This is a genomic window from Pseudomonas sp. B15(2017), from assembly GCF_002113215.1.
Taxonomy (GTDB): Bacteria; Pseudomonadota; Gammaproteobacteria; order Pseudomonadales; family Pseudomonadaceae; genus Aquipseudomonas.
On record NZ_NEJZ01000009.1, the window covers coordinates 80,221 to 101,647 of the forward strand.

Sequence of the window (21,427 nt, forward strand, 5' to 3'; positions counted from 1 at the left end):
TTTCCGTGACGCCACGATGCAGGCAAGATGAAGCTCTGCAAGTCAGAACACAGGAAGCTGATCGTGACCGAAGCGTTTATTGTCGTTCAAACCGCCGAACAGGCCGTGGATCGTCTCGCCGAGCTGCATGAGCGGGCCACCACGGCGCTGAACTCGGCCCTCAAGCGTTACCTCAAGGATCGCGTCGAGCCCGACGCCGAGCAACGTGCCCTGTTCCGTTATCCCGAACTGCGTCTGACCTACCACTGCCAGGGCGAAGTCCCGCAGACCACCCGCGCCTACGCCAAGGTGCAGTTGCCGGGCACCTACAGCGTGACCGTCACCCACCCGGCGGCGTTTCGCAAATACCTTCTGGAACAGCTCACGCCGCTGATGCACGACTTCACCGTGACGGTGGAAGTCGGGGTCAGCGAGCAGAACATTCCCTATCCGTACGTGGTCGAGCAGGGCGATGAGCTGGCCGGCTCCGGTGTCACCGCTGCCGTGCTGGCGCGAGTGTTCCCGAGTACCGACCTGTCTGCCGCCACCGATGGCATCGCCGACGGGCTCTACGACTGGGAAAACACCGATCCGTTGCCATTGGCGCTGTTCGATGCGGCCCGCGTCGACTTCTCGCTGCGTCGTCTGGTGCACTACACCGGCAGCGACTGGCGCCATGTGCAGCCGTGGATCCTGCTGACCAACTACCACCGTTATGTCGACCAGTTCATCGTCCACGGTCTGGAGCAACTGCGCCGTGACCCGCGTTTTGTACGCATGGTGTTGCCGGGCAACGTGATCATCGAAAAAGGCATGGATCATGGCGAAGCCTCGGCCATTGCCGCCGGTGTGGTCTGGCACCGCTACCAGATGCCGGCCTATCACCTGATCGCCAGCGATGGCCACGGCGTGACCCTGGTCAACATCGGCGTCGGTCCGTCCAACGCCAAGAACATCACCGACCATCTGGCCGTGCTGCGCCCGCATTGCTGGCTGATGATCGGGCATTGCGGCGGCCTGCGTCAGTCGCAGACCATCGGCGACTATGTGCTGGCTCACGCCTACATGCGTCGCGACGGGATTCTCGACCGGGTGGTGCCGCCGAACATTCCGATCCCGGCCCTGGCCGAGGTGCAGCTGGCGTTGCAGCAAGCGGCGGCCAACATCACCGGCGAAAAAGGCGAGGAGCTGAAAAAGCGTCTGCGCACCGGCACCGTGCTGACCTACGACGACCGTAACTGGGAATTGCGCTGGGCACAGGAGCGACCGCTGATCAACCTGTCCCGCGCCGTGGCGGTGGACATGGAAAGCGGCACCATTGCCGCCCAGGGTTATCGTCTGCGGGTGCCGTACGGCACGTTGCTGTGCGTTTCGGACAAACCGCTGCACAGTGAAATCAAGCTGCCGGGTTCGGCCAACGCGTTCTACGAGCGTGCGGTCAGCCAGCACTTGAAGATCGGCATCGAAGCGGTGGACCTGCTACGCACCGAACTCAACTCGCTGCACTCGCGCAAACTGCGCAGCTTCGACGAGCCGCCGTTCCGCTAACGGTTTGTCGTGGTCATTTGGCGGTCGGGGCACTAGCATTGTCAGCCCTGATCGCTAAATGTCTTCTCACTTATGTCCCGTCCCCCGCGTCCACCTTCCCGCCGTCCCGGCGCGAAGCCGTCCTATTCAGCCCCGCGCCGTGTGGCCAAGGCACCGCCCGCCGAGCCGAAGCTGATCCTGTTCAACAAACCGTTCGATGTGCTGACGCAATTCAGCGACGCAGATGGGCGGGCGACGCTCAAGGATTACATCGATATTCCGGGCATTTACCCGGCAGGACGGCTGGATCGTGACAGCGAAGGTTTGCTGCTGTTGACCAACGACGGCCAGTTGCAGGCGCGGATCGCCGACCCCAGGCACAAACTGGCGAAAACCTATTGGGTGCAAGTCGAAGGCGTGCCGACGGCCGAGCAGTTGCAGCGCCTGCGTGACGGCGTCGAATTGAATGACGGCATGACCTTGCCCGCCGAAGCGCGGCAACTGGATGAGCCTGAGCTGTGGCCGCGCAACCCACCGGTACGCTTTCGCGCGACCATCCCCACAACGTGGCTGGAACTGGTGATTCGCGAAGGGCGCAACCGCCAGGTGCGGCGGATGACGGCGGCGGTCGGGTTGCCGACGTTGCGGCTGGTGCGGGTCAGGATTGGTGACTGGACGATCGAAGGGCTCGATCAGGGCCAATGGAAAGAAGTGCCGGCGCGCTTATAAGGCGCCGGATTCGATCAGGCCGATCACCACGCTCTTGATGATGAACGCGGCCACGCCCAGGCCCAGCACGAAGAACAGAATGAACGAGCCGAAACGCCCGGCCTTGGACTTCTTCGCCAGATCCCAGACGATGAAACCCATGAAAATGATCAGGATGCTGACCAGTCCGGTCATCATCCACTCTTCAAATACTGCTGGATCCATCGGGCATCTCCGGCACGCATGCGGCTAAAAGGGCGGCCGGGAGTATACGTCAGCGGCGAACGACGCAGCATTGACCTGCGTCGGTGTGCCGCAGTCATTCGTCGATTTCAGCTGCGCAGATGAGTCAGCGGCAATTCGGTACTGTTGAGCACCTGATTCAGCACAAAACTCGACCGAACACTGGTCACGCCTTCGATCCGTGTCAGGTGCCCCAGCAGCAGTTTCTGATAGTGATCCATGTCCGGCACCACCACTTTCAGCTGATAGTCGGCATCCACGCCAGTCACCAGGCTGCATTCCAGCACTTGCGGCAAGGTGCGGATCGCCGCTTCGAAGTTCTCGAAACGCTCCGGCGTGTGCCGGTCCATGCCGATCAGCACGTAGGCGGTCAGGCTCAAGCCGAGCATCTTGCGATCGAGCAGAGCGACCTGACGGGAGATGTAGCCGTCGTCCTCCAGTTGCTTGACCCGGCGCGAGCACGGGGAGGGCGACAGACCGATGCGCTCGGCCAGTTCCTGGTTGGAGATGCGGGCGTCGCGCTGCAATTCCGCCAAAATACTGAGGTCGTAACGGTCGAGTTTGCTCATCAAACGGTCCTTTGTCTTAACTATTGCGGCGGATTATCTATCCAGGGTTAAAAATTGCGCAAGTGGTGTTTATTTGAGCAATCTTCGCAATCATCTGTCGCGGCTCCGCGCCTATCCTTATCACCAGAATCACTGCTCGGTAACACAGTCCACTGCGGCCCGCCCAATCCGGCCCGCCGCGGCCGCGACCCCCACCGGGGTTGTGCCGGCCCCCGAGCTGCACACTGTCCAGAAGACGGCGTGAGGTGAGCCGACGTCAAAAGCGTCGAGCCAGGACGAAGTTCTCTGAAAGGGAGGCCGACGGGTCTCCCTTTTTTCTTGCCCGCGATTTGGCCCATCTCGCTCAATAAATAAATGACGTGACTGATAACCTGTAGCAGAACCCGGTGTGCTCGTCCCCGGTCTTAGCTACAAGACCTTCTATTACAGGCTCTGGCCCGCAGTGAGGAATTTCATGAAGTCGCGCATCTGGCGTCTGGCCAGTGTTGGTTTGCTGTGTGTGAGTGTCGGTGCGCAAGCGCTGGCGGATGAGCCGCAGAATCGCGGCCCCGACGGCGGCGGACGCGGGCCGGAGCATCAGGGCAATTATCAGGGACATGGCGGCGGCAATCAGCCGCACGGTCAGAACAATCCGCAGCGGCAGAACAACGACATTATTCGTAGCGACAACAGCCGCCAGTTCGAGCACAACGGCCAGCAGAACCACGGCCAACCGAACAATGGCCAGTGGCAGAATCAGCCACGTCCGGCCTACAATCCCAACCCGGTACGCCAGCCGCCACCGCCGCCGCAACTGCCGGCCAATGACCTGCCGATTCAGCCGCGTCCCGACACCGTGCGCCAGACCCAGGAACCCCGTCAGGGCTACTACCGCGACGAGCGCCCGCAGAACGGCTATCACCAGAACTGGCAGACCGGCCGCCCCAATGACAATCGCTGGCCGGGTCGCCCCGACGGGCATGGCAATGGCTGGGGGCCGGGCCCGCAATACCGGCCGGGCCATGTGATCGACCGTTTCCCGGATCGTGAATACCGCGTGCCGTATCGCGGCCAGGACTATTTCTACTCCGGCGGCTACTGGTATCGCCCGCAAGGTCCGCGCTACATCGTGGTTCAGCCGCCGCGCGGGATTCGCATTCAGTACCTGCCGGATTACGCCCGTGAGGTATGGATCGGCGGTTCGCTGCTGTTCCTCGCTGCCGGCTCGTACTATGCCTATCAGGAAGCGACCCAGGATTACGTGGTGGTCGAGCCGCCGGTACAGCAGCCACCGCAGCCGACCGGCAATGGTTATGACGTGGAGGCGTATCCGGCCAACGGCCAGTCACCGGAGCAGGTTCAGCGCGATGGCTACGAGTGTTATCAATACGCGGTGCAGCAGAGCGGCTTCAACCCGCGCACCGCGACTTATCAACCGGCGCCCGAAGTGGTGCAGGCCTACCGCCAGGCCCAGGGCAATTGCCTGAGCAGTCGTGGTTATCAGGTCAACTACTGAGCCTGGGCGGCCTTGACCACTTCCTGCGGGTCGGCGTGCACCAGCACTTCGGCCCGCGGGTAGGCTTTGTGAATCGCATCGGCGGCCTGATCGCTGATGCCGTGAGCGACTGACAGCGTCAGCTCCCCCGGCAATTCCAGGTGCAACTGGACGAACCAGTGGTTGCCGGAAATCCGTGTGCGCAGATCATGTGCGCCCAAAACGCCCGGCACACCGCACGCCAGCTCGAGCATGTGCTGACTGACATTCACCGGCAGCTCTTCATCCATCAGCACCGAAAAACTCTCTCGGGCGATCTGGATTGCGCTCCACAGGATGTACACGGCAATCCCCAGACCGAACCAGGCATCCAGTTGATGAAAGCCCAGACCCGCCAGGATCAGGGCGATCAGGATGCTGCCGTTGAGCAGCATGTCCGAACGGTAATGCAGCGAGTCCGCGCGCACGGCATTGGAGCCGGTCTGTTTGATCACCCGGTGCTGCAACATCAACAGCGCCGCTGTCAGCAGCAGCGAAAACACGATCACGCCGATGCTTATCCAGGGCGCGCCGAGCGGTTCCGGTTGCTGGATGCGCTCATAAGCCTGAAACGCAATCAGCAGCGCACTGCCGCCAATGAACAGCGCCTGCGCCATGCCCGCCAGGGATTCGGCCTTGCCGTGACCATAACGGTGATCGTCATCCGCCGGGCGCAACGCGTAGTGCACCGCCAGCAGGTTGAGCAACGAGGTGACGCCATCGAGGGCCGAGTCGGTGAGGCCGGCGAGCATGCTCACCGAACCGCTCAGCCACCAGGCGATGGCTTTGGCGATGATCAGCGTACAGGCCACCGCCACCGAGGCGCGGGTCGCCAGCCGCAGCAGGCGGGCGTGTTCGGGGCTGGAGGTCATGGGTACGTCTATTCCTTATGCGGCAGGTTGCAGGCCAAACATCGCCAGTTGCTGGGTGCTGCCCTTGTGCCGGATCAGGCGCGGGTCATCCAGCGGCAGGTTGCGGCCCAGTTCTGTTTCGAGAATAGCCTGCAACTTGAGGTTATCGACTTGACCGTCCGGGCCGATGGCTTGTTTGAGCTTGGCCGGATCGACTTGCGCCGTGCGGCCCGGTTCGAAATAGATCGCGCCGGTGGTGAAGTCCACGGCAAACGCGATCACGCCGGGAAGGATATAGAACAACAGGCCCACGGCATCGAGCACGGCAATCGCCGGGTCGATCTTGCCGTCGATCTGGCCGCGCCGGTCGGGATAGAAAATCGAACCGCACGCGGTGATCTGAGTGAGCAGGGTGGCAACCAGTACACCGCCGATCAGGCGAAAAGGTAAGCGCATGGGAATCTCCTGAGTCATCTGTTGACGAAGCGTCGTCGTGTGAAGTTAAGACCCTGACGAACGCCTGGCAGTTCGCCGTTATACTCGGCCCTCTGTTTTGGAGCCAGCATGAATTTTTTGCCAATCGACGATGTTTTACCCGCCCTGCGTGAAGCCCTCGCGACACGCCATGAAGCCGTGCTCGAAGCACCGCCCGGCGCCGGTAAAACCACCCGCGTGCCTTTGGCCCTGCTCAATGAAGCGTGGCTGAACGGGCAGACCATTCTGATGCTCGAACCGCGTCGGCTGGCCGCCCGCGCAGCGGCGGAACGGCTGGCCAGCGAGCTGGGCGAGAAGGTCGGTGAAACCGTCGGTTATCGCATCCGCCTCGACAGCAAGGTCGGTCCCGCCACGCGCATCGAAGTGGTCACCGAAGGCATCCTCACCCGGCGCTTGCAGGACGACCCGGCGCTGGAAGGCGTGGGTCTGCTGATCTTCGACGAATTCCACGAGCGCAGCCTCGACGCCGATCTGGCGTTGGCCCTCAGTCTGAACGGTCGCGAGCTGTTTCGAGCTGAACAGCCGCTGAAGATTTTGCTGATGTCCGCCACCCTTGAGGGCGAACGTCTGGCCGGCTTGCTCGACGACGCGCCGATCCTGCGCAGCGAAGGCCGGATGTTCCCGGTGACGATGCGCTGGGGCCGGCCGTTCCAGCCCGGCGAATACATCGATCAACGCGTCACGCAAACGGTACTCGAAGCCCTGCACGATGAAACCGGCAGCCTGTTGGTGTTCCTGCCGGGGCAGGCGGAAATCCGGCGTGTTCATCAGCAACTGTCGGACGCCATCGGTGAAGGCAGCGACATCCTGCTCTGTCCGTTGCACGGCGAACTCGACCTGAATGCGCAACGCGCTGCCATCGACCCGGCGCCCGCAGGCCAGCGCAAAGTGGTGCTGGCCACCAACATCGCCGAGACCAGCCTGACCATCAACGGCGTGCGCGTGGTGATCGACGCCGGGCTGGCGCGGGTGCCGCGTTTCGATCCGGGCAGCGGCATGACTCGCCTCGACACTCAACGTATCTCCAAAGCCAGTGCCACCCAGCGCGCGGGCCGGGCCGGGCGTCTGGAGCCGGGCGTGTGTTATCGCCTGTGGTCGCAGGATCAGCACGAACAACTGGCGGCTTATGGCAGTGCGGAAATCCTCTCGGCGGATCTGGCCGGGCTGGCCTTGCAACTCGGACGCTGGGGCGTGGCGCCGAGTGATCTGATCTGGCTCGACGTACCGCCAGCCGCCGCGTATGCACAGGCTCAGGATTTGTTGCAGCGCCTCGGTGCGCTGGACGGTGAAAGTCTCAACCGTCATGGTCAGGCCATGGCTGAATTGCCGGCCCATCCGCGCATCGCCCATTTGCTATTGCGCGGTCAGGCGCTGGGGCTGGCGGACATGGCGTGCGACGTTGCCGCGTTGCTCGGTGAGCGCGACATTTTGCGCGGCGCCGGAGCGGATCTGCACAGTCGTCTGGCGCTGCTGTCCGGCGAAGAACGTGCGGCGCGCGGTGCCCAGGGCGGCGTGCAGCGCGCCCGGCAACTGGCGCGGCAATATCGCGGCTACCTGCGCGGGCAACCGAGCGAACCGGTCAGCGATCCCGATCATCCACGCTGGCTCGGCGCCTTGCTGGCACTGGCCTACCCGGATCGCGTCGCCCAGCAGCGGCGTGCCGGAGGTGCCGAATATCGTCTGGCCAACGGCCGCGCGGCGTTGTTCGCCGAAGCCGACAGCCTTATGAAGGAGCCGTGGATCGTCATCGCCGACCTCGGCAGCCGCCAAGGTCAACGTGAAGAACGGATTTATCTGGCGGCGGATTTCGATCCGACGCTGTTCGATTCGGTGCTGGCCGAACAGGTGCACACCGTCGATCAACTGGACTGGGACGAACGCGAAGGCGTGTTGCGCGCCGAGCGTCAGCGCAAGGTTGGCGAACTGATCCTCAGCCGCGAACCACTGACCGGTCTCGACGAAAACGCCCGCAGCCAGGCGCTGGTCAATCTGGTGCGGCGCAAGGGGCTGGAACTGCTGCCGTGGACCCCGGAACTGCGCCAATGGCAGGCGCGAGTCGCGCTGTTGCGCCAGCTCGATCTGGACGCCAGGGGCGACAGTCAATGGCCGGATGTCAGCGACGCGACGCTGCTGAAAACCCTCGAAGACTGGCTGATGCCTTATCTGGGCAAAGTCTCGCGCCTCAGCCATTTCGCCAACCTCGACCTGTCGAGCATCGTGCGTAATCTGCTGCCATGGCCACTGCCGCAACAACTCGACGAACAGGCACCGCATCACCTGAGTGTGCCGTCGGGTTCGTCGATTCGCCTCGACTACAGCGAACAACCACCGATTCTCGCCGTGCGCTTGCAGGAGTTGTTCGGCCTCGCCGACACACCGCGCATTGCCGGCGGTCGGCAGGTGGTCAAACTGCACCTGCTATCCCCGGCTCGGCGCCCGGTTCAGGTGACGCAGGATCTGGCCAACTTCTGGCGCAGCACCTATGCCGAGGTGAAGAAGGATCTGAAGGGGCGGTATCCAAAACACTATTGGCCGGATGACCCATTGGTGGCCGAAGCCACTGCACGAGCCAAACCGCGCGGTACGTGAGGGTCAGCGACCAGCCTTCGCCGTCAGCTGTTCCCGACAATAATCGGCAAACAACTGCGCCGGTTTGGTCAGTTGTCCGCGCTTGAGCCACGCCGCCACGAGGCCTGAACCGGTGACGTCTTCGACGATGTCCACGCACACGACTTTCTTGCCGTCGTAGGTGCATTCCGAATGCGGGCGGGTGACCAGGATCGAGAAGCCGAAGCCCTGGCCGACCATGCCGCGCACCATTTCGATCGAGGGCGAACTGAACTCGATGCGTGGCGACAGGCCTAGTTCTTCGAACAGGCTGACGAAGTAGGTGCGGCTCGGTTGTACGTCGAGCAGGATCATCGGTTCCAGGCACAAGTCCCGCAGCGAAACCTGCTTGAGCTGGGCGAAGCGGTGATCTGCCGGGAGCAGCGCGTAAGGCCGCTGGGCCGGCATCAAGGGCTCGGTTTCGATGGTGGCGTCGAGGTCGTGCTTGTACAGGATTGCCAGGTCGAAGGTGCCCGAGGTCAGGCCCTGGACCAGTTCCTGTTGTTCGCCGTCGCGGATGCGGATTTTCACCCCCGGATAGAGCGCCGAGAAGCCGGCAATCAGTTGCGGCAAATACAGCGGCGCCACCGTTTCAAAACAGCCGATATCGATCTGCCCGGCCACCACATCGTTGTCGGCGAGGGCGTTCTGTTCGAACTCCTTGGCCATGCGCAGCAGTTCCTGGGCCTTGCGGAAAAAACGCGCGCCGCTCGGTGTCAGAGACACGCCCTGAGCGTGATGGCGGATCAGCAGTTGCACGCCGAAGCTGTCTTCCAGCCCCTTGATTGCCGTGGAAATCGCCGGTTGCGCGATGTACAGCTTGCGCGACGCTTCGGCGACGCTGCCGCATTCGACGGTAGTGATGAAGTATTTCAACTGACGCAGGTTGTAAGCGGCCACGGTGAACCTCAAAGCGAACGGATTTCACATCCAAGCAATTTGTAAGCCGCCGGCCTCCGTTCTGTCAGCGGTTTTTTTTGTCCCTGAACAATAGCCCCATACGCGCGCGAAGGGGCTGTCGGCTGGTTACCTTTTTTATTGTCTGCGAAGACATTTTTACTGGTTTTAGCGCGCGCGGGCCTGAGCGACTATCGATCCCGCACTGTTTACAAAAGAACAAAAGTCCAAGGAGCAACCACCGTGTTCGAGCTTGCAGACTGGCAGCGCAAGGCCGCTGCGTTGAGCTATCCGTACCAGGCCGTGATCGACGGCAAACTGCGTGCGGCGCAATCGGGGCAGACCTTTGCCGCGATCAACCCGGCCACCGGCCAGTTTCTGGCAGACGTCGCCGCGTGCGGTGAAAAGGATGTCGACTCGGCGGTGCAGAATGCGCGACAGGTGTTCGAAGCTGGCACGTGGGCCGGGCGTTCACCGACCGAGCGCAAGCAGGTGCTGCTGCGGCTGGCGGATCTGATTCTGGCCCATCGCGAAGAGCTGGCCCTGCTCGATTCGCTGAACATGGGCAAACCGGTGACGGACGCTTACAACATCGACGTGCCGGGCGCCGCCGGGGTGTTCCGCTGGTACGCCGAAAGCCTCGACAAACTCTACGATCAGGTCGCTCCCAGTGCGTCGAACGTGCTGGCGACCATCACCCGCGAGGCGCTGGGCGTGGTCGCTGCGGTAGTGCCTTGGAATTTCCCGCTGGACATGGCCGCGTGGAAACTTGCACCGGCGCTGGCGGCGGGCAACTCGGTGATCCTCAAACCTGCCGAGCAATCGCCGTTCTCCGCCTTGCGTCTGGCCGAGCTGGCGCTGGAAGCCGGGCTACCGGCCGGCGTATTGAACGTGCTGCCGGGTCTCGGCGAACAGGCCGGCAAAGCGTTGGGCCTGCACCCGGATGTGGATTGTCTGGTGTTCACCGGCTCGACTCAGGTCGGCAAATATTTCATGCAGTACTCCGCGCAGTCGAATCTCAAGCAGGTGTGGCTGGAGTGCGGCGGCAAGAGTGCCAACCTGGTGTTTGCCGACTGCAAGGATCTGGATCTGGCGGCGCAGAAAGCCGCGTTCGGGATCTTCTTCAATCAGGGCGAAGTCTGCTCGGCCAACTCGCGGTTGCTGGTGGAGCGCTCGATTCACGATGAGTTCGTCGAGCGACTGAAGGCTCAGGCCGAGCGCTGGCAGCCGGGCGATCCGCTGGACCCGGCGAGTGCGGCCGGGGCGATCGTCGATACCCGTCAGACCGAAAGCATTCTGCGCTTCATTCATCAGGCCGAGCGTGAAGGCGCGACCCGCGTCTGCGGCGGGCGGCAGCTGAGTTTCAACGGCTCGGACAACTTCGTTCAGCCGACGATTTTCACCGACGTGCAGCCGCACATGAGCCTGTTTCGCGAAGAAGTGTTCGGCCCGGTGCTGGCGGTGACTGCGTTCGATGACGAGGCCCACGCCTTGCAACTGGCCAACGACAGCGTCTACGGTCTGGCGGCGTCGCTGTGGACTGACGATCTGCACCGCGCCCATCGAGTGGCGCGGCAATTGCGAGCCGGTACGGTGTCGGTCAACAGCGTCGATGCGCTGGACGTGACCGTGCCGTTCGGCGGCGGCAAACAATCCGGTTTCGGCCGCGATCTGTCGCTGCACTCGTTCGACAAATACACCCAGTTGAAAACCACCTGGTTTCAACTGCGCTCATGACAGCCGCTCACAACAAAAAAGGAGATCCGGCGATGACCACCTCACGTGAAACCCGCGACTACCAGGCCGCCGATGCAGCGCACCACATTCATGCGTTCGTCGACCAGAAGGCCCTCAACGACGAAGGCCCACGGGTGATGGTGCGCGGTGATCGCCTGCACCTGTGGGACAACGACGGTCGGCGCTACCTCGACGGCATGTCCGGGCTGTGGTGCACCAACCTCGGTTACGGGCGAAAAGACCTGAACGCGGCGGCGAGCCGGCAGCTGGAGCAGTTGCCGTACTACAACATGTTTTTCCACACCACCCACCCGCAGGTGATCGAGCTCTCCGAGCTGTTGTTCAGCCTGCTGCCGGGGCACTACAGCCACGCGATCTACACCAACTCCGGCTCCGAGGCCAACGAGGTGCTGATCCGTACCGTGCGCCGTTACTGGCAGGTGCTGGGCAAGCCCGAGAAGAAAATCATGATCGGCCGCTGGAACGGCTACCACGGTTCGACCCTCGCGGCGACGGCCCTCGGCGGCATGAAGTTCATGCACGAAATGGGCGGGATGATTCCCGACATCGCGCACATCGACGAGCCGTACTTCTTCGCCCACGAAGGCAACCTGACCCCGGCGGAATTCGGCCTGCGGGCGGCGCAGCAGCTGGAAGCGAAGATCCTCGAACTGGGCGCCGACAAGGTCGCCGGCTTCATCGCCGAACCGTTCCAGGGCGCGGGCGGGATGATCTTCCCGCCGGAAAGCTACTGGCCGGAAATCCAGCGCATCTGCCGCAAGTACGACGTGCTGTTGTGCGCCGATGAAGTGATCGGCGGCTTCGGTCGTACCGGCGAATGGTTCGCTCACGAATATTTCGGTTTCGAGCCGGACACCCTGTCCATCGCCAAGGGTTTGACCTCCGGTTACATTCCGATGGGTGGCCTGATCCTGTCGAAGAAAATGGCCGACGTGCTGGTGGAGCAGGGCGGCGTGTTCGCCCACGGCCTGACCTATTCCGGGCACCCGGTGGCGGCGGCGGTGGCGATTGCCAACCTCAAGGCCTTGCGCGATGAAGGCGTGGTGACGCGGGTCAAGGATGACATCGGCCCGTACCTGCAGCAGTGCCTGCGCGAGGTGTTCGGCAATCATCCGCTGGTAGGTGACATTCAGGGCACGGGCATGGTCGCGGCGCTGCAACTGGCGGAAGACAAGGCCACGCGCAAACGCTTTGCCAATGAAAACGACATCGCCTGGCGCTGCCGCACGATCGGGTTTGAAGAGGGAGTGATCATTCGCTCGACCCTGGGGCGGATGATCATGGCGCCGGCGTTGATTGCCAGCCGTGAAGAGATTGACGAGCTGGTGGGCAAGACCTTGAAAGCGCTGGATCGTACGGCGCAGGAATACGGCCGGCTCTAACCCCCCCGGATCGCTCGTTCCGTGTCCTGATCGTTCCCACGCTCTGCGTGGGAATGCCTCAAGGGACGCTCCGCGTTCCAGCTCTCGAATGGGACGCAGAGCGTCCTGGGCTGCGTTCCCACGCAGAGCGTGGGAACGATCTTCGCCAGACTTTTTCCCAATCTGCACCCACCTCGGGCATCCCCGCCCGACGCGCCCTTTCGCGGTGCGCACTACCCAGTTTTTTCATCGTTCGCGTCTAACTATTTCCTCGTTTTCCTGACGCCAAGCCTGGGTCAACATCGATTTCGCCAGCCAGGGCATTGCCCGCCAGAGTCCGACAGAGACCGCAGCGTGCAATCGCGACACCCCGGCTGGCCGTACTGCCCATGACAACTAAATCAACAGCGTTGGGAGTGCTCCATGAACAAGTCCTTGTTTACCCGTCTTGCATGTCCTCTGGCGATTTCCGCCCTCTGTGTCACCGCCGCTCAGGCCGGCACCTTGTCGATCGGCCATACCACGTGGGTCGGTTACGGCACTCTGTACCTGGCCCAGGATCTGGGCTACTTCAAGGAAAACGGCCTGACCGTCGAATTGCCAGTGGTCGAAGAGGCGTCGATGTACATGGCCGCCCAGGCGTCCGGGCAATTGTCCGGCTCGGCTTCTACCATTGATGAAGTGCTCAAGTACCGTCCGCAGTTCTGCTTCAAGGCCGTGGCGGCGCTGGATGACAGTCATGGCGGCGATGGCGTGCTGGTGGGTAAAAACGTGAAGAGCCTGCAAGAGCTCAAGGGCCAGGCCGTGGCCGTCAACGAAGGGTCGACCTCGCAGTTCTGGCTCTCGTACCTGCTGAAAAAGAACGGCATGAGCATGAGCGACATCACCGTGCAGAACATGACCGCCGACGATGCCGCCACCGCATTCATCGCCGGTCGCGTGCCGGCCGCCGTGACCTGGGAGCCGCATCTGTCGATGGTGCGCGACAAGCAGCAGGGCAAGGTGCTGATCGACAGCAGCAGTACGCCGGGCGTGATCGTCGATGTGGTGGCGCTCAACTGCACGGTGATCGAGAAGCAGCCGGAGGACGTCAAGGCGCTGGTCGCCGGTCTCTACAAAGCCGTGCAGTACACCAAGGATCATCCACAGAAAGCCTACGAAATCATGGCCAAGGGCGTCGGTGGTTACCTGTCCGATCCGAAGGAACTGGCCGCCGCCGCGCAAGGCGTGCGCTTCTACGATCAGGCCATGAGCGAGAAGTTGCTGGGCAAACCGGGCGCGCCGGGTGACAGCGCACCGCTGATCAAACTGGCCAACGAAACCGCCAGCGAATTGCAGGGCAAGCCCTACAACGTCAGCAACGACGATCTGGTGGATAACCGTTTCGTCAGCCCGCTCTAGGAGACTAGTCATGTTCAAGCGCAATTCATGGCTGAGCCGCTGCATCACGCCGAAGACCGGATTGCCGGTGCCGGTGGTGTGGAGCGCCAGCGGTCTGGCCTGGGTGTTGCTGGTCGGCCTGTGGGCCGGGTTGTCCTACGGCGGCATCGTGCCGGGGATGTTCCTGCCCACGCCCGGCGCGGTGGTTGAGGCCGCCGTGCGCCTCAGCCGCGACGGCACTCTTGGCCAGCATGTCTGGGCCAGTGTCGAAGTGGTGATGGTCGGTTTCATCGTGTCGTCGCTGGTGGCGGTGCCGCTGGGCTTGCTGATGGGCAGCTTCCGTATCGTCCAGGCTTTCCTCGAACCGCTGGTCAACTTCATCCGCTACCTGCCGGTGACCTCGTTCGTGCCGCTGTTCATTCTGTGGATCGGCATCGGTCTGGAGCAACGGGTGTCGGTGATCATCTTCGGCGTGTTCTTCCAGCAACTGGTGATGATCGCCGACGTGTCCAAAGGCATCTCCAAGGACTTGATCAACGCCTCCTACACCCTCGGCTCCAACCGGCGTGACGCGGTGCTGCATGTGATCGCCCCGGCGTCGTTGCCCGGCGTGCTCGACACCTTGCGGGTGACCATGGGCTGGGCCTGGACGTATCTGGTGGTCGCCGAACTGGTCGCCGCGTCCAGCGGCCTTGGTTACTTGAGCCTCAAGGCCATGCGCGGCTTTCAGGTGGATGTGATTTTTCTCGCCATCGCGATCATCGGCCTGCTCGGCCTGGTCACCGATCAACTGTTTCGCTTCTTGCGTTTGAGGATTGCCGCATGGGCTCAGTAACCGCTGCCAACCGTCGTTTCATCGAGCCGGTCGCTGTACCGGCACACGCTGCGCCAAGGTTGCAGGTGGACAAGGTCAGCCTGCGCTACACCAAGCCCGGCGGCGGAACCTTCACCGCGCTTGAAGAAGTGTCGTTCGAAGTGCCGGATCAGCAGTTCGCGGTGCTGGTCGGGCCATCGGGCTGCGGCAAGTCGAGCCTGCTGTACCTCACCGCCGGCCTGGCCGAGCCGACGTCCGGCGATATTTACGTCGGCGGTCAGCAAGTGCAGGGCCCCGGCGCGGATCGCGGGATGGTGTTCCAGAGCTACACGCTGTTCCCGTGGCTGACCGTGCGGCAGAACGTCGAGTTCGGCCTCAAGCGCCGGGGCATGCCGGCAGCGAAACGCAAGGAGATCGTCGATCACTATGTGCACGAAGTCGGCCTGTCGGGATTTGCCGACAACTACGCCAAACAGCTGTCCGGCGGCATGATGCAGCGGGTGGCGATTGCCCGGGCTCTGGCCAACGACCCGCAGATCCTGCTGATGGACGAACCCTTCGGTGCCCTCGACAGCCAGACCCGTCTGCAAATGCAGCAACTGTTATTGCGGGTGTGGGGCAACAGCAAGAAGACCGTGCTGTTCGTCACCCACGACATCGACGAAGCGATCCTGCTGGGCGACCGGGTGTATGTGATGGGCGCCTGGCCTGGGCGGATCAAGCAGATTCTCGATGTGCCGATCGAACGTCCGCGCACGCTGGACATGGTGATGGAGCGCTCGTTCATCGACATGAAACGGCAGATCTTCGGGTTGTTGCACGACGATCTCGAAGAGGCTCATTGAGGTCAGTTGGGTGGCAGGAGGAACTTCGCAATCACCGGCAAATGATCGGAAATGCGCAAGGTATCGTCCTGCCGCACCGTGGCTTCGACCCGCTTGATCTTCGGGCTGTAGAACAGGTAATCGACCGTGCGATCCGGACCATTCAGGCCGGGATCGTTGGGGTAGTGGGTCAACCATTTGGCTCGGTCGATGCCGCCGGCTTCGTTGTTGGTCGGGATCATCGGGTATCTGTCCCACAACAGGTGCAGCGCACTGTCCACGGCGTAGGGCGTGCGCTGTTCGACCGGCAGACGCCGGTACTGGCCGAGCGGCAACAGGTTGAAGTCGCCACCGATCAGCCACGGCGTGCCGTGGCTTTCGTGTTTGTCGAGGACCTTGGCCACCGCTGTCACCTGTGCCTGCAAGGTGTCGTCCGGCTGCGTGGCGCGATCCAGATGGGTGTTGAACACCACCAGTTGCCCGCCATCGCTGAGCGGCAGAGTGGTGGCGAGCAAGGCGTCTTTCGGCTTGAACTGACGGCTGATGATGTTCGCCGGCTGCATCGGCAATTGCAGGCGTTCGGCGTGTTCGATGCGGTAGCGGCTGAGGGTGGCGAGTTGCCGGCCGACGCTGCCGAAAATGTGCGGATCCGGGACGAAATCGGCCTTCCAGTCAAAGGCGTGAGCGCTGCACGGGTAGAGGTCTGTCAGACGCTCCTGCAGCAGCTTGAGCTGGTTCTGATAGTCGCTGGCCTTGGCGCCGTCATCGAGTTCCTGCAACAGCACCACGTCGGGCTGTTCGTCGCGGATCACCCGCGCCACTTCATCGAGGCTGAACGCCATGTCTTCCGGGGTCGGGGCTTCGTCGTCGCCTTGCGCCAGATCATTCCAGAACACGTAGCGCTTGCCGGCCAGGTATTGCACGTTCCAGGTCATGACCTTCAAAGCCTGGCCGGGCACCAGCGTCGGCGGTTGCCCGGTGCAGCTGACCGGCAGGGTTTCCCGGGCGTCCGGGCGCCAGGTCAGGCTGTAGATCAGCGTGCCGATCAGGGCGAAGGCGAGCAATAGGGGCAACAGGATGTAGCGCAGTAGACGGGTCATGGCTCGGCTTGTAGCGATACGGAAGTGGTCCCGAGCATACCCGAGACCTGCCGCGTCACCCAAGCGCCGAGCGGTCAGACCATTCCGTCACGTTTGTCGGGCAATTCGCTGATCAGCATGAACAGGCGGAACAGCACCACGCTGGTGAACAGTTGCAGGAAGCTGTGGCCACTGTCGATCAGCACCGCGATCAACGGATTCTGCGGATCGGGATAGACCTGCAAAGTCAGGCCTTTGAGCAACCACAGCGGCCCCATCACACACAGGATGCACACCAGAATCCGCAGAAAATGCCCACGGCTCAGACGCAGGCTTTCCTTCATCGCCTGCAACGGACCATAGCCGCGCAGCACCAGCAGGTATTCACCGAAAGCCAGAGTGACCATCAGCCACAGCCCCGGCAGGAAATACAGCGACAGTCCGAGCAGGATCAGCAACGTGTTCAGCGCGGTAAGAACGGCAAAGCGCGGCCACAGGCGAGCGGCCATCGCCAGCAAATCGCGGGTTTGCGGGGATTCGCCGCGGGTGCGGGCATCGAGAAACAGGATCAGCGCGGCGGTGTACAACGGATACACCAGCAGGCCGACGATCACGCTGATGGCCGAGTAACCGTCCGGGTCGCTGGCATGGTCGACCACCTGTTGCAGCGCGGCTTCGAAAATCACCAGCGGCAGACACAACTGGACGATCCGGCCCAGATTGCGTTTGAAGAAATACAGGGAGTCGCGCAGCACATCGAAGGCATTCATCAGTCGGTATCGCAGGTCAAAAACAGTGGCTCACTTTAACCGATGATCCGTTTCGCTGCGCAAACGTAAACGTTCGGTAAAGGTTATTGAAACATTCTGTTGCTGCCTCCATTACAGAGGGGCGCCTCCTCCGACGTGGACGAGGGCAACGTTATCCCCGGCAATCTACGAGGTCGCCATGAACAGCGAAGAACAAACCCTGATCGATGGACTGTTTTCCCGGCTGCAGCAGGCCGAAACGGAGGCAGCCCCGCGCGACGCCCAGGCTGAGGCGCGGATCAAGGAACACCTGACGCGCCAGCCGGCCGCAGGTTATTTCATGACCCAGGCGATTCTGGTGCAGGAGGCTGCCCTCAAGAGCCTCGACGAACAAAACAAGCAACTGACTCAACAGGTCAAGCAATTGCAGGCCGAACTGCAATCGGCCAAGGCGCAGAGCGCGCCGCCGGCCTCCAGCGGCGGTGGCTTCCTGTCGAGCATCTTCGGTGGCAGCAGCTCGCGCCCGGCGCCGACCCAGAGCGCCCCGACGTCCTCCGGCGGCTGGCGTGAGCCGGCACCGCAGCAGAACTTCGGTGCGCCCGCGCCGCAACAGAACTTCGGCGCGCCACCACCGGGTTATGGCCAGCAGCAAGCAGCCCCGGCGGCCGGCAGCAGCTTTCTCGGCGGCGCCCTGAAAACCGCTGCCGGCGTGGCGGGTGGCGTGATGCTGGCACAAGGTATCAGCAGCCTGTTCCATCACAACCAGCAGCCGCAGGAAATCGTCGAAGTCATCAAGGAAGAGCCGGCTCAGGTCAATGACCAGAGCAGCAATGGCTGGGGCGATGACCAGCGCATGGCCAACAACGACTCCTGGGGTAATGACCAGGGCGGCTTTGCCGACACCGACTACAGCGATGACAACTCATCGTTCTTCGATGACGACGATTCCTTCGTCTGATCCGTCTTCCAGGGCGTGACATTGACCTGTGGGAGCGAGCTTGCTCGCGATGGCGTCCGTTCAGCCGATGTTTTCGGCGACTGAAGCGTTGCTATCGCGAGCAAGCTCGCTCCCACAGGGACAAGTCTTCTCACCATTCGTCCGGGGCGCCTGAGCGCCCCGGGCCGATTATTCGCGGAACCTTCCTTCGGGCTGGCATACTGAGCGCCTTTTTCGGGCCTGGTGCCTGATCCGGCTCATGCGCGTCAGCGCTCACAGGAACTCCGGTGAAAAAAATCGCAGTGTTCGCCGATGTGCAGAACCTCTACTACACCGTCCGCCAGGCCTACGGTTGCCACTTCAACTACGCGGCGCTGTGGGCGGATGTCAGCCAGCACGGGCAGATCGTCGAGGCCTACGCCTATGCCATCGACCGGGGCGACAGCAAACAGCAGCAGTTCCAGCAGATCCTGCGCAACCTCGGTTTCACCGTGAAACTCAAACCCTACATCCAGCGCAGCGACGGCTCGGCCAAGGGCGACTGGGACGTGGGCATCACCCTCGACATCATGGACGCCGCCGACCACGTCGACGAAATCGTCCTGGCTTCCGGTGACGGCGATTTCGACATGCTGCTCGAACGCATCATCAACAAACACGGCGTGCAAGCGGTGGCCTACGGCGTTCCCGGCCTGACCGCCAACTCGCTGATCCGCGCCGCCAGCCGTTACGTGCCGATCGAAGGCGCGCTGCTGTTGAAAAACTGAGCCCTGCTCAAGAATTGATCTGGACGGAGTACCACCCGGTTTGGAACGCATTGCAGTCATCGACTTTGAAACCACCGGCATCTCGCCGAGCAGCAGTTGCCGGGCCACGGAAATCGCCGTGGTCATGCTGGAAAACGGCCGCATCGTCGAGCGTTACCAGAGCCTGATGAACGCCGGCGTACGCGTCCCGGCCTTTATCGAACAACTCACCGGCATCAGCAACGCCATGCTGCGCACCGCGCCGTCGGCCGAACAGGTGATGAACGAAGTCAACGAATTCGTCGGCTGCACCCCGCTGTTGGCGCACAACGCCGCGTTCGACCAGAAGTTCTGGGACTTCGAACTGGGCCGGATCAAACGCACCCGTTTGCAGAACTTTGCCTGCTCGCTGCTGCTGGCCCGCCGCCTGATGCCGGCGGCGCCGAACCACAAGCTCGGCACGCTCACCACGTTTGCCCAATTGCCGCACACCGGCCAGGCGCACCGGGCGATGGCGGATGCGGAGATGGCGGCGAACTTGCTGGCGCATCTGGCGGATGAGTTGCGGCACAAGCACGGCGTGCGGGAGCTATCGCACGACCTGCTGTGCAAATTGCAGAAAGTGCCGGCCGCTAAAGTCGGCGAACACCTCCAGCGCTATCGCTGATTTTCAGGCAAACACATTTCCCTGTTGATCGTTCCCACGCTCCGCGTGGGAATGCAGCCCGGGACGCTCCGCGTCCCTTCCAAAGCCGAACGCAGAGCGTCCGTTGAGGCATTCCCACGCAGAGCGTGGGAACGAGCGGGACGGGAAGGTTACTTTCCGTTGCCCTCGATATGCCCCAGCGGCACCCGCTTCTCTATCGCACTCGACAACACGATCGACGTCTTGCTGAACCCGAATTTCGCCACCCGATTGATCAGCTCTTCCAGCTCGGTCATCGAGCCCACGGCGGCCTGCATGATCACGCACGGGTCGCCGGTGACGCGGTGGCATTCGGTCAGTTGCGGGATACTGATCAGCTCCTCGTACACCTTCGGATTGCCGTGCTGGTTCAGGCGCAGTTCGATGACGCACTGGATCGGCAGGCCGAGCCTGGCCATGTCGACTTTGGCCGAGTAGCCGGTGATGACGCCGCTGGCCTCGAGTTTGGCCACGCGCTCGGCGACGGCGGGGGCGGAGAGGTTCACTTTGCGGGCGAGGTCGGCGTAGGACGCGCGACCGTTTTCGAGCAGGGCGCTGAGCAGCATGCGGTCGTATTTGTCCAAGGTCGGACTCCTGAAAATGGCAGACTTTCGAAATCGCGGTTTCGGCCGTCGATCTCCGTGTTTTCAAAAGTGTACCGGCGCTATAAACAGGTTTTGTAACTTATTTTTAGCGGTTGGCCTTTCTAGAATAACCAATCCCCTGAATCTGACTTTCGAGTTGCCCATGTCTGCCCTGCGCCGTTTTTCCTTGCCGTTGATCGCTGCGTTTTTTGCGTTGTACGTGATTTGGGGATCGACCTATCTGGTGATCCGCATCGGTGTCGAATACTGGCCGCCGCTGATGCTCGGCGGTGTGCGCTTCGTGATTGCCGGCAGCCTGATGTACGCCTTCCTGCGCTGGCGCGGGGCACCGGCGCCGACCTGGGCGCAGTGGAAAGCGGCGGGGATCATCGGGATTCTGTTGCTGAGTTTCGGTAACGGCGCGGTGACGCTGGCTGAACACAGCGGCGTGGCATCGGGCGTTGCTGCGCTGGCGGTGGCGACGGTGCCGCTGTTCACTTTGCTCTGCGGTTATTTCTGGGGGGCGCGCAACACCCGTCTGGAGTGGGCCGGGGTGGTGATGGGGATTATCGGCATCGCGATGCTCAACATGGGCTCCAACCTGCAATCGAGCCCGCTGGGCGCAGCGCTGCTGATTTTTGCCGCGGCGAGCTGGGCGTTCGGCTCGGTGTGGAGCAAACACCTGCCATTGCCCCAGGGCGCGATGGCCAGTGCCGTGGAAATGCTGGTGGGCGGTGCGGTGCTGCTGATCGGCAGCGCGGCCAGCGGCGAACACCTGCAAGCCATGCCGCCGCTGGAAGGCTGGCTGGCGCTGGCGTACCTGATCTTCTTCGGCTCGATCATCGCCTTCAACGCCTACATGTATCTGTTGAAAAACGTTCGCCCGGCGGCGGCCACCAGTTATGCCTATGTGAACCCGGCGGTGGCGGTGTTGCTGGGGATTGTGTTTGTCGGCGAGACCATCGGCATCGAAGAGGCGCTGGCGATGCTGGTGATCATCGGCGCGGTGGTGCTGATCGGTCTGCCGCAGTGGCGGCGTCCTCGGCAGTTGCCGGTGGTCAGCGAGCCGGCTGCCCCAACGACGGCCATAGCGACGGAGCAGCGTGGGAATTAGGGTAAAC

General features: G+C 62.5%; 21 protein-coding genes. 13 read left to right on the forward strand and 8 right to left on the reverse strand.

Translation table 11 applies throughout. From position 1 onward, the window contains the following. Window positions 1–27 precede the first annotated feature (27 nt). Entirely contained in the window at window positions 28–1,527 is a 1,500-nt protein-coding gene (gene amn / locus CAF73_RS14940) for an AMP nucleosidase (protein WP_162130486.1), read from the forward strand. 141 nt (window positions 1,528–1,668) lie between these two features. After that, window positions 1,669–2,235 carry a pseudouridine synthase gene (locus CAF73_RS14945; protein WP_170929720.1) on the forward strand — a complete coding sequence of 189 codons (567 nt, stop codon included), beginning with the start codon at window positions 1,669–1,671 and terminating at the stop codon, window positions 2,233–2,235. Here the strand turns inward: CAF73_RS14945 and CAF73_RS14950 are convergent. Both CAF73_RS14950 and CAF73_RS14955 read right to left on the reverse strand, forming a co-directional pair. Further along, a complete protein-coding gene (locus tag CAF73_RS14950) occupies window positions 2,230–2,439 on the reverse strand; it encodes a DUF2788 domain-containing protein (protein WP_003228500.1) in 210 nt (69 codons plus the stop codon). The genes CAF73_RS14945 and CAF73_RS14950 overlap by 6 nt on opposite strands. Window positions 2,440–2,546: 107 nt before the next feature. Beyond that, on the reverse strand, window positions 2,547–3,026 hold the full coding sequence (locus tag CAF73_RS14955; protein ID WP_007909658.1) for an Lrp/AsnC family transcriptional regulator: 480 nt from the start codon (window positions 3,024–3,026) through the stop codon (window positions 2,547–2,549). A 454-nt stretch (window positions 3,027–3,480) separates the two neighbouring features. Between CAF73_RS14955 and CAF73_RS14960 the strand changes: the two genes are divergently transcribed. Next, on the forward strand, window positions 3,481–4,521 hold the full coding sequence (locus CAF73_RS14960) for a DUF6515 family protein (RefSeq protein ID WP_085703118.1): 1,041 nt from the start codon (window positions 3,481–3,483) through the stop codon (window positions 4,519–4,521). Here the strand turns inward: CAF73_RS14960 and CAF73_RS14965 are convergent. Further along, window positions 4,515–5,411, reverse strand: coding sequence for a cation diffusion facilitator family transporter (locus CAF73_RS14965; RefSeq protein WP_085703119.1), 897 nt, complete (start codon window positions 5,409–5,411; stop codon window positions 4,515–4,517). The genes CAF73_RS14960 and CAF73_RS14965 overlap by 7 nt on opposite strands. A 15-nt stretch (window positions 5,412–5,426) precedes the next feature. Then, window positions 5,427–5,846: a polyribonucleotide nucleotidyltransferase gene (locus CAF73_RS14970; RefSeq protein ID WP_085703120.1), complete on the reverse strand. Its 420-nt coding sequence runs from the start codon at window positions 5,844–5,846 to the stop codon at window positions 5,427–5,429. Between the two features lie 108 nt (window positions 5,847–5,954). On the opposite strand from CAF73_RS14970, the gene hrpB reads away from it, so the two are divergent. Continuing rightward, the gene (gene hrpB, locus CAF73_RS14975) at window positions 5,955–8,474 is read left to right on the forward strand and encodes an ATP-dependent helicase HrpB (protein ID WP_085703121.1); all 2,520 of its coding nucleotides are present in this window, start codon (window positions 5,955–5,957) and stop codon (window positions 8,472–8,474) included. A gap of 3 nt (window positions 8,475–8,477) precedes the next feature. Here the strand turns inward: hrpB and CAF73_RS14980 are convergent, their stop codons facing one another. Further along, window positions 8,478–9,392 (reverse strand): LysR family transcriptional regulator, encoded by a 915-nt coding sequence (locus tag CAF73_RS14980; protein ID WP_085697589.1) that lies wholly within the window; start codon window positions 9,390–9,392, stop codon window positions 8,478–8,480. Between the two features lie 240 nt (window positions 9,393–9,632). Between CAF73_RS14980 and CAF73_RS14985 the strand changes: the two genes are divergently transcribed. From CAF73_RS14985 to CAF73_RS15010, 5 genes are all read left to right on the forward strand, one after another. Then, window positions 9,633–11,126 (forward strand): aldehyde dehydrogenase, encoded by a 1,494-nt coding sequence (locus CAF73_RS14985; RefSeq protein ID WP_085697588.1) that lies wholly within the window; start codon window positions 9,633–9,635, stop codon window positions 11,124–11,126. 32 nt (window positions 11,127–11,158) lie between these two features. Next, a complete protein-coding gene (locus tag CAF73_RS14990; RefSeq protein WP_085703122.1) occupies window positions 11,159–12,529 on the forward strand; it encodes an aspartate aminotransferase family protein in 1,371 nt (456 codons plus the stop codon). Between the two features lie 402 nt (window positions 12,530–12,931). Continuing rightward, window positions 12,932–13,909 (forward strand): ABC transporter substrate-binding protein, encoded by a 978-nt coding sequence (locus CAF73_RS15000; RefSeq protein ID WP_085703124.1) that lies wholly within the window; start codon window positions 12,932–12,934, stop codon window positions 13,907–13,909. Window positions 13,910–13,919: 10 nt separating this feature from the next. Further along, window positions 13,920–14,723: an ABC transporter permease gene (locus tag CAF73_RS15005; protein WP_007958721.1), complete on the forward strand. Its 804-nt coding sequence runs from the start codon at window positions 13,920–13,922 to the stop codon at window positions 14,721–14,723. Then, the gene (locus CAF73_RS15010) at window positions 14,711–15,547 is read left to right on the forward strand and encodes an ABC transporter ATP-binding protein (RefSeq protein WP_085703125.1); all 837 of its coding nucleotides are present in this window, start codon (window positions 14,711–14,713) and stop codon (window positions 15,545–15,547) included. Before CAF73_RS15005 ends, CAF73_RS15010 begins: the two co-directional genes overlap by 13 nt. Window positions 15,548–15,549: 2 nt before the next feature. Here the strand turns inward: CAF73_RS15010 and CAF73_RS15015 are convergent, their stop codons facing one another. Together CAF73_RS15015 and CAF73_RS15020 are read right to left on the reverse strand one after the other, a co-directional pair. After that, a complete protein-coding gene (locus CAF73_RS15015; protein ID WP_085703126.1) occupies window positions 15,550–16,626 on the reverse strand; it encodes an endonuclease/exonuclease/phosphatase family protein in 1,077 nt (358 codons plus the stop codon). A 74-nt stretch (window positions 16,627–16,700) separates the two neighbouring features. Beyond that, window positions 16,701–17,375: a YciC family protein gene (locus CAF73_RS15020; RefSeq protein ID WP_085697582.1), complete on the reverse strand. Its 675-nt coding sequence runs from the start codon at window positions 17,373–17,375 to the stop codon at window positions 16,701–16,703. Window positions 17,376–17,553: 178 nt separating this feature from the next. Here CAF73_RS15020 and CAF73_RS15025 point away from each other — a divergent pair, with 178 nt between their 5' ends. The 3 genes from CAF73_RS15025 to CAF73_RS15035 all read left to right on the forward strand — a co-directional run bounded on the left by CAF73_RS15025 (window position 17,554) and on the right by CAF73_RS15035 (window position 19,704). Continuing rightward, complete coding sequence (locus CAF73_RS15025) at window positions 17,554–18,312, forward strand: DUF2076 domain-containing protein (protein WP_085697581.1); 759 nt, start codon at window positions 17,554–17,556, stop codon at window positions 18,310–18,312. 266 nt (window positions 18,313–18,578) lie between these two features. Further along, window positions 18,579–19,058 carry an NYN domain-containing protein gene (locus CAF73_RS15030; protein WP_007958730.1) on the forward strand — a complete coding sequence of 160 codons (480 nt, stop codon included), beginning with the start codon at window positions 18,579–18,581 and terminating at the stop codon, window positions 19,056–19,058. Between the two features lie 40 nt (window positions 19,059–19,098). Further along, entirely contained in the window at window positions 19,099–19,704 is a 606-nt protein-coding gene (locus CAF73_RS15035; protein WP_085703127.1) for a PolC-type DNA polymerase III, read from the forward strand. A 149-nt stretch (window positions 19,705–19,853) separates the two neighbouring features. Here CAF73_RS15035 and CAF73_RS15040 read toward each other — a convergent pair whose 3' ends face one another. Then, window positions 19,854–20,306 carry an Lrp/AsnC family transcriptional regulator gene (locus tag CAF73_RS15040; RefSeq protein ID WP_085703128.1) on the reverse strand — a complete coding sequence of 151 codons (453 nt, stop codon included), beginning with the start codon at window positions 20,304–20,306 and terminating at the stop codon, window positions 19,854–19,856. 163 nt (window positions 20,307–20,469) lie between these two features. On the opposite strand from CAF73_RS15040, the gene yedA reads away from it, so the two are divergent. Further along, window positions 20,470–21,420, forward strand: a complete 951-nt coding sequence (yedA, locus tag CAF73_RS15045; protein WP_085703129.1) for a drug/metabolite exporter YedA — start codon at window positions 20,470–20,472, stop codon at window positions 21,418–21,420. Window positions 21,421–21,427 lie beyond the last annotated feature (7 nt).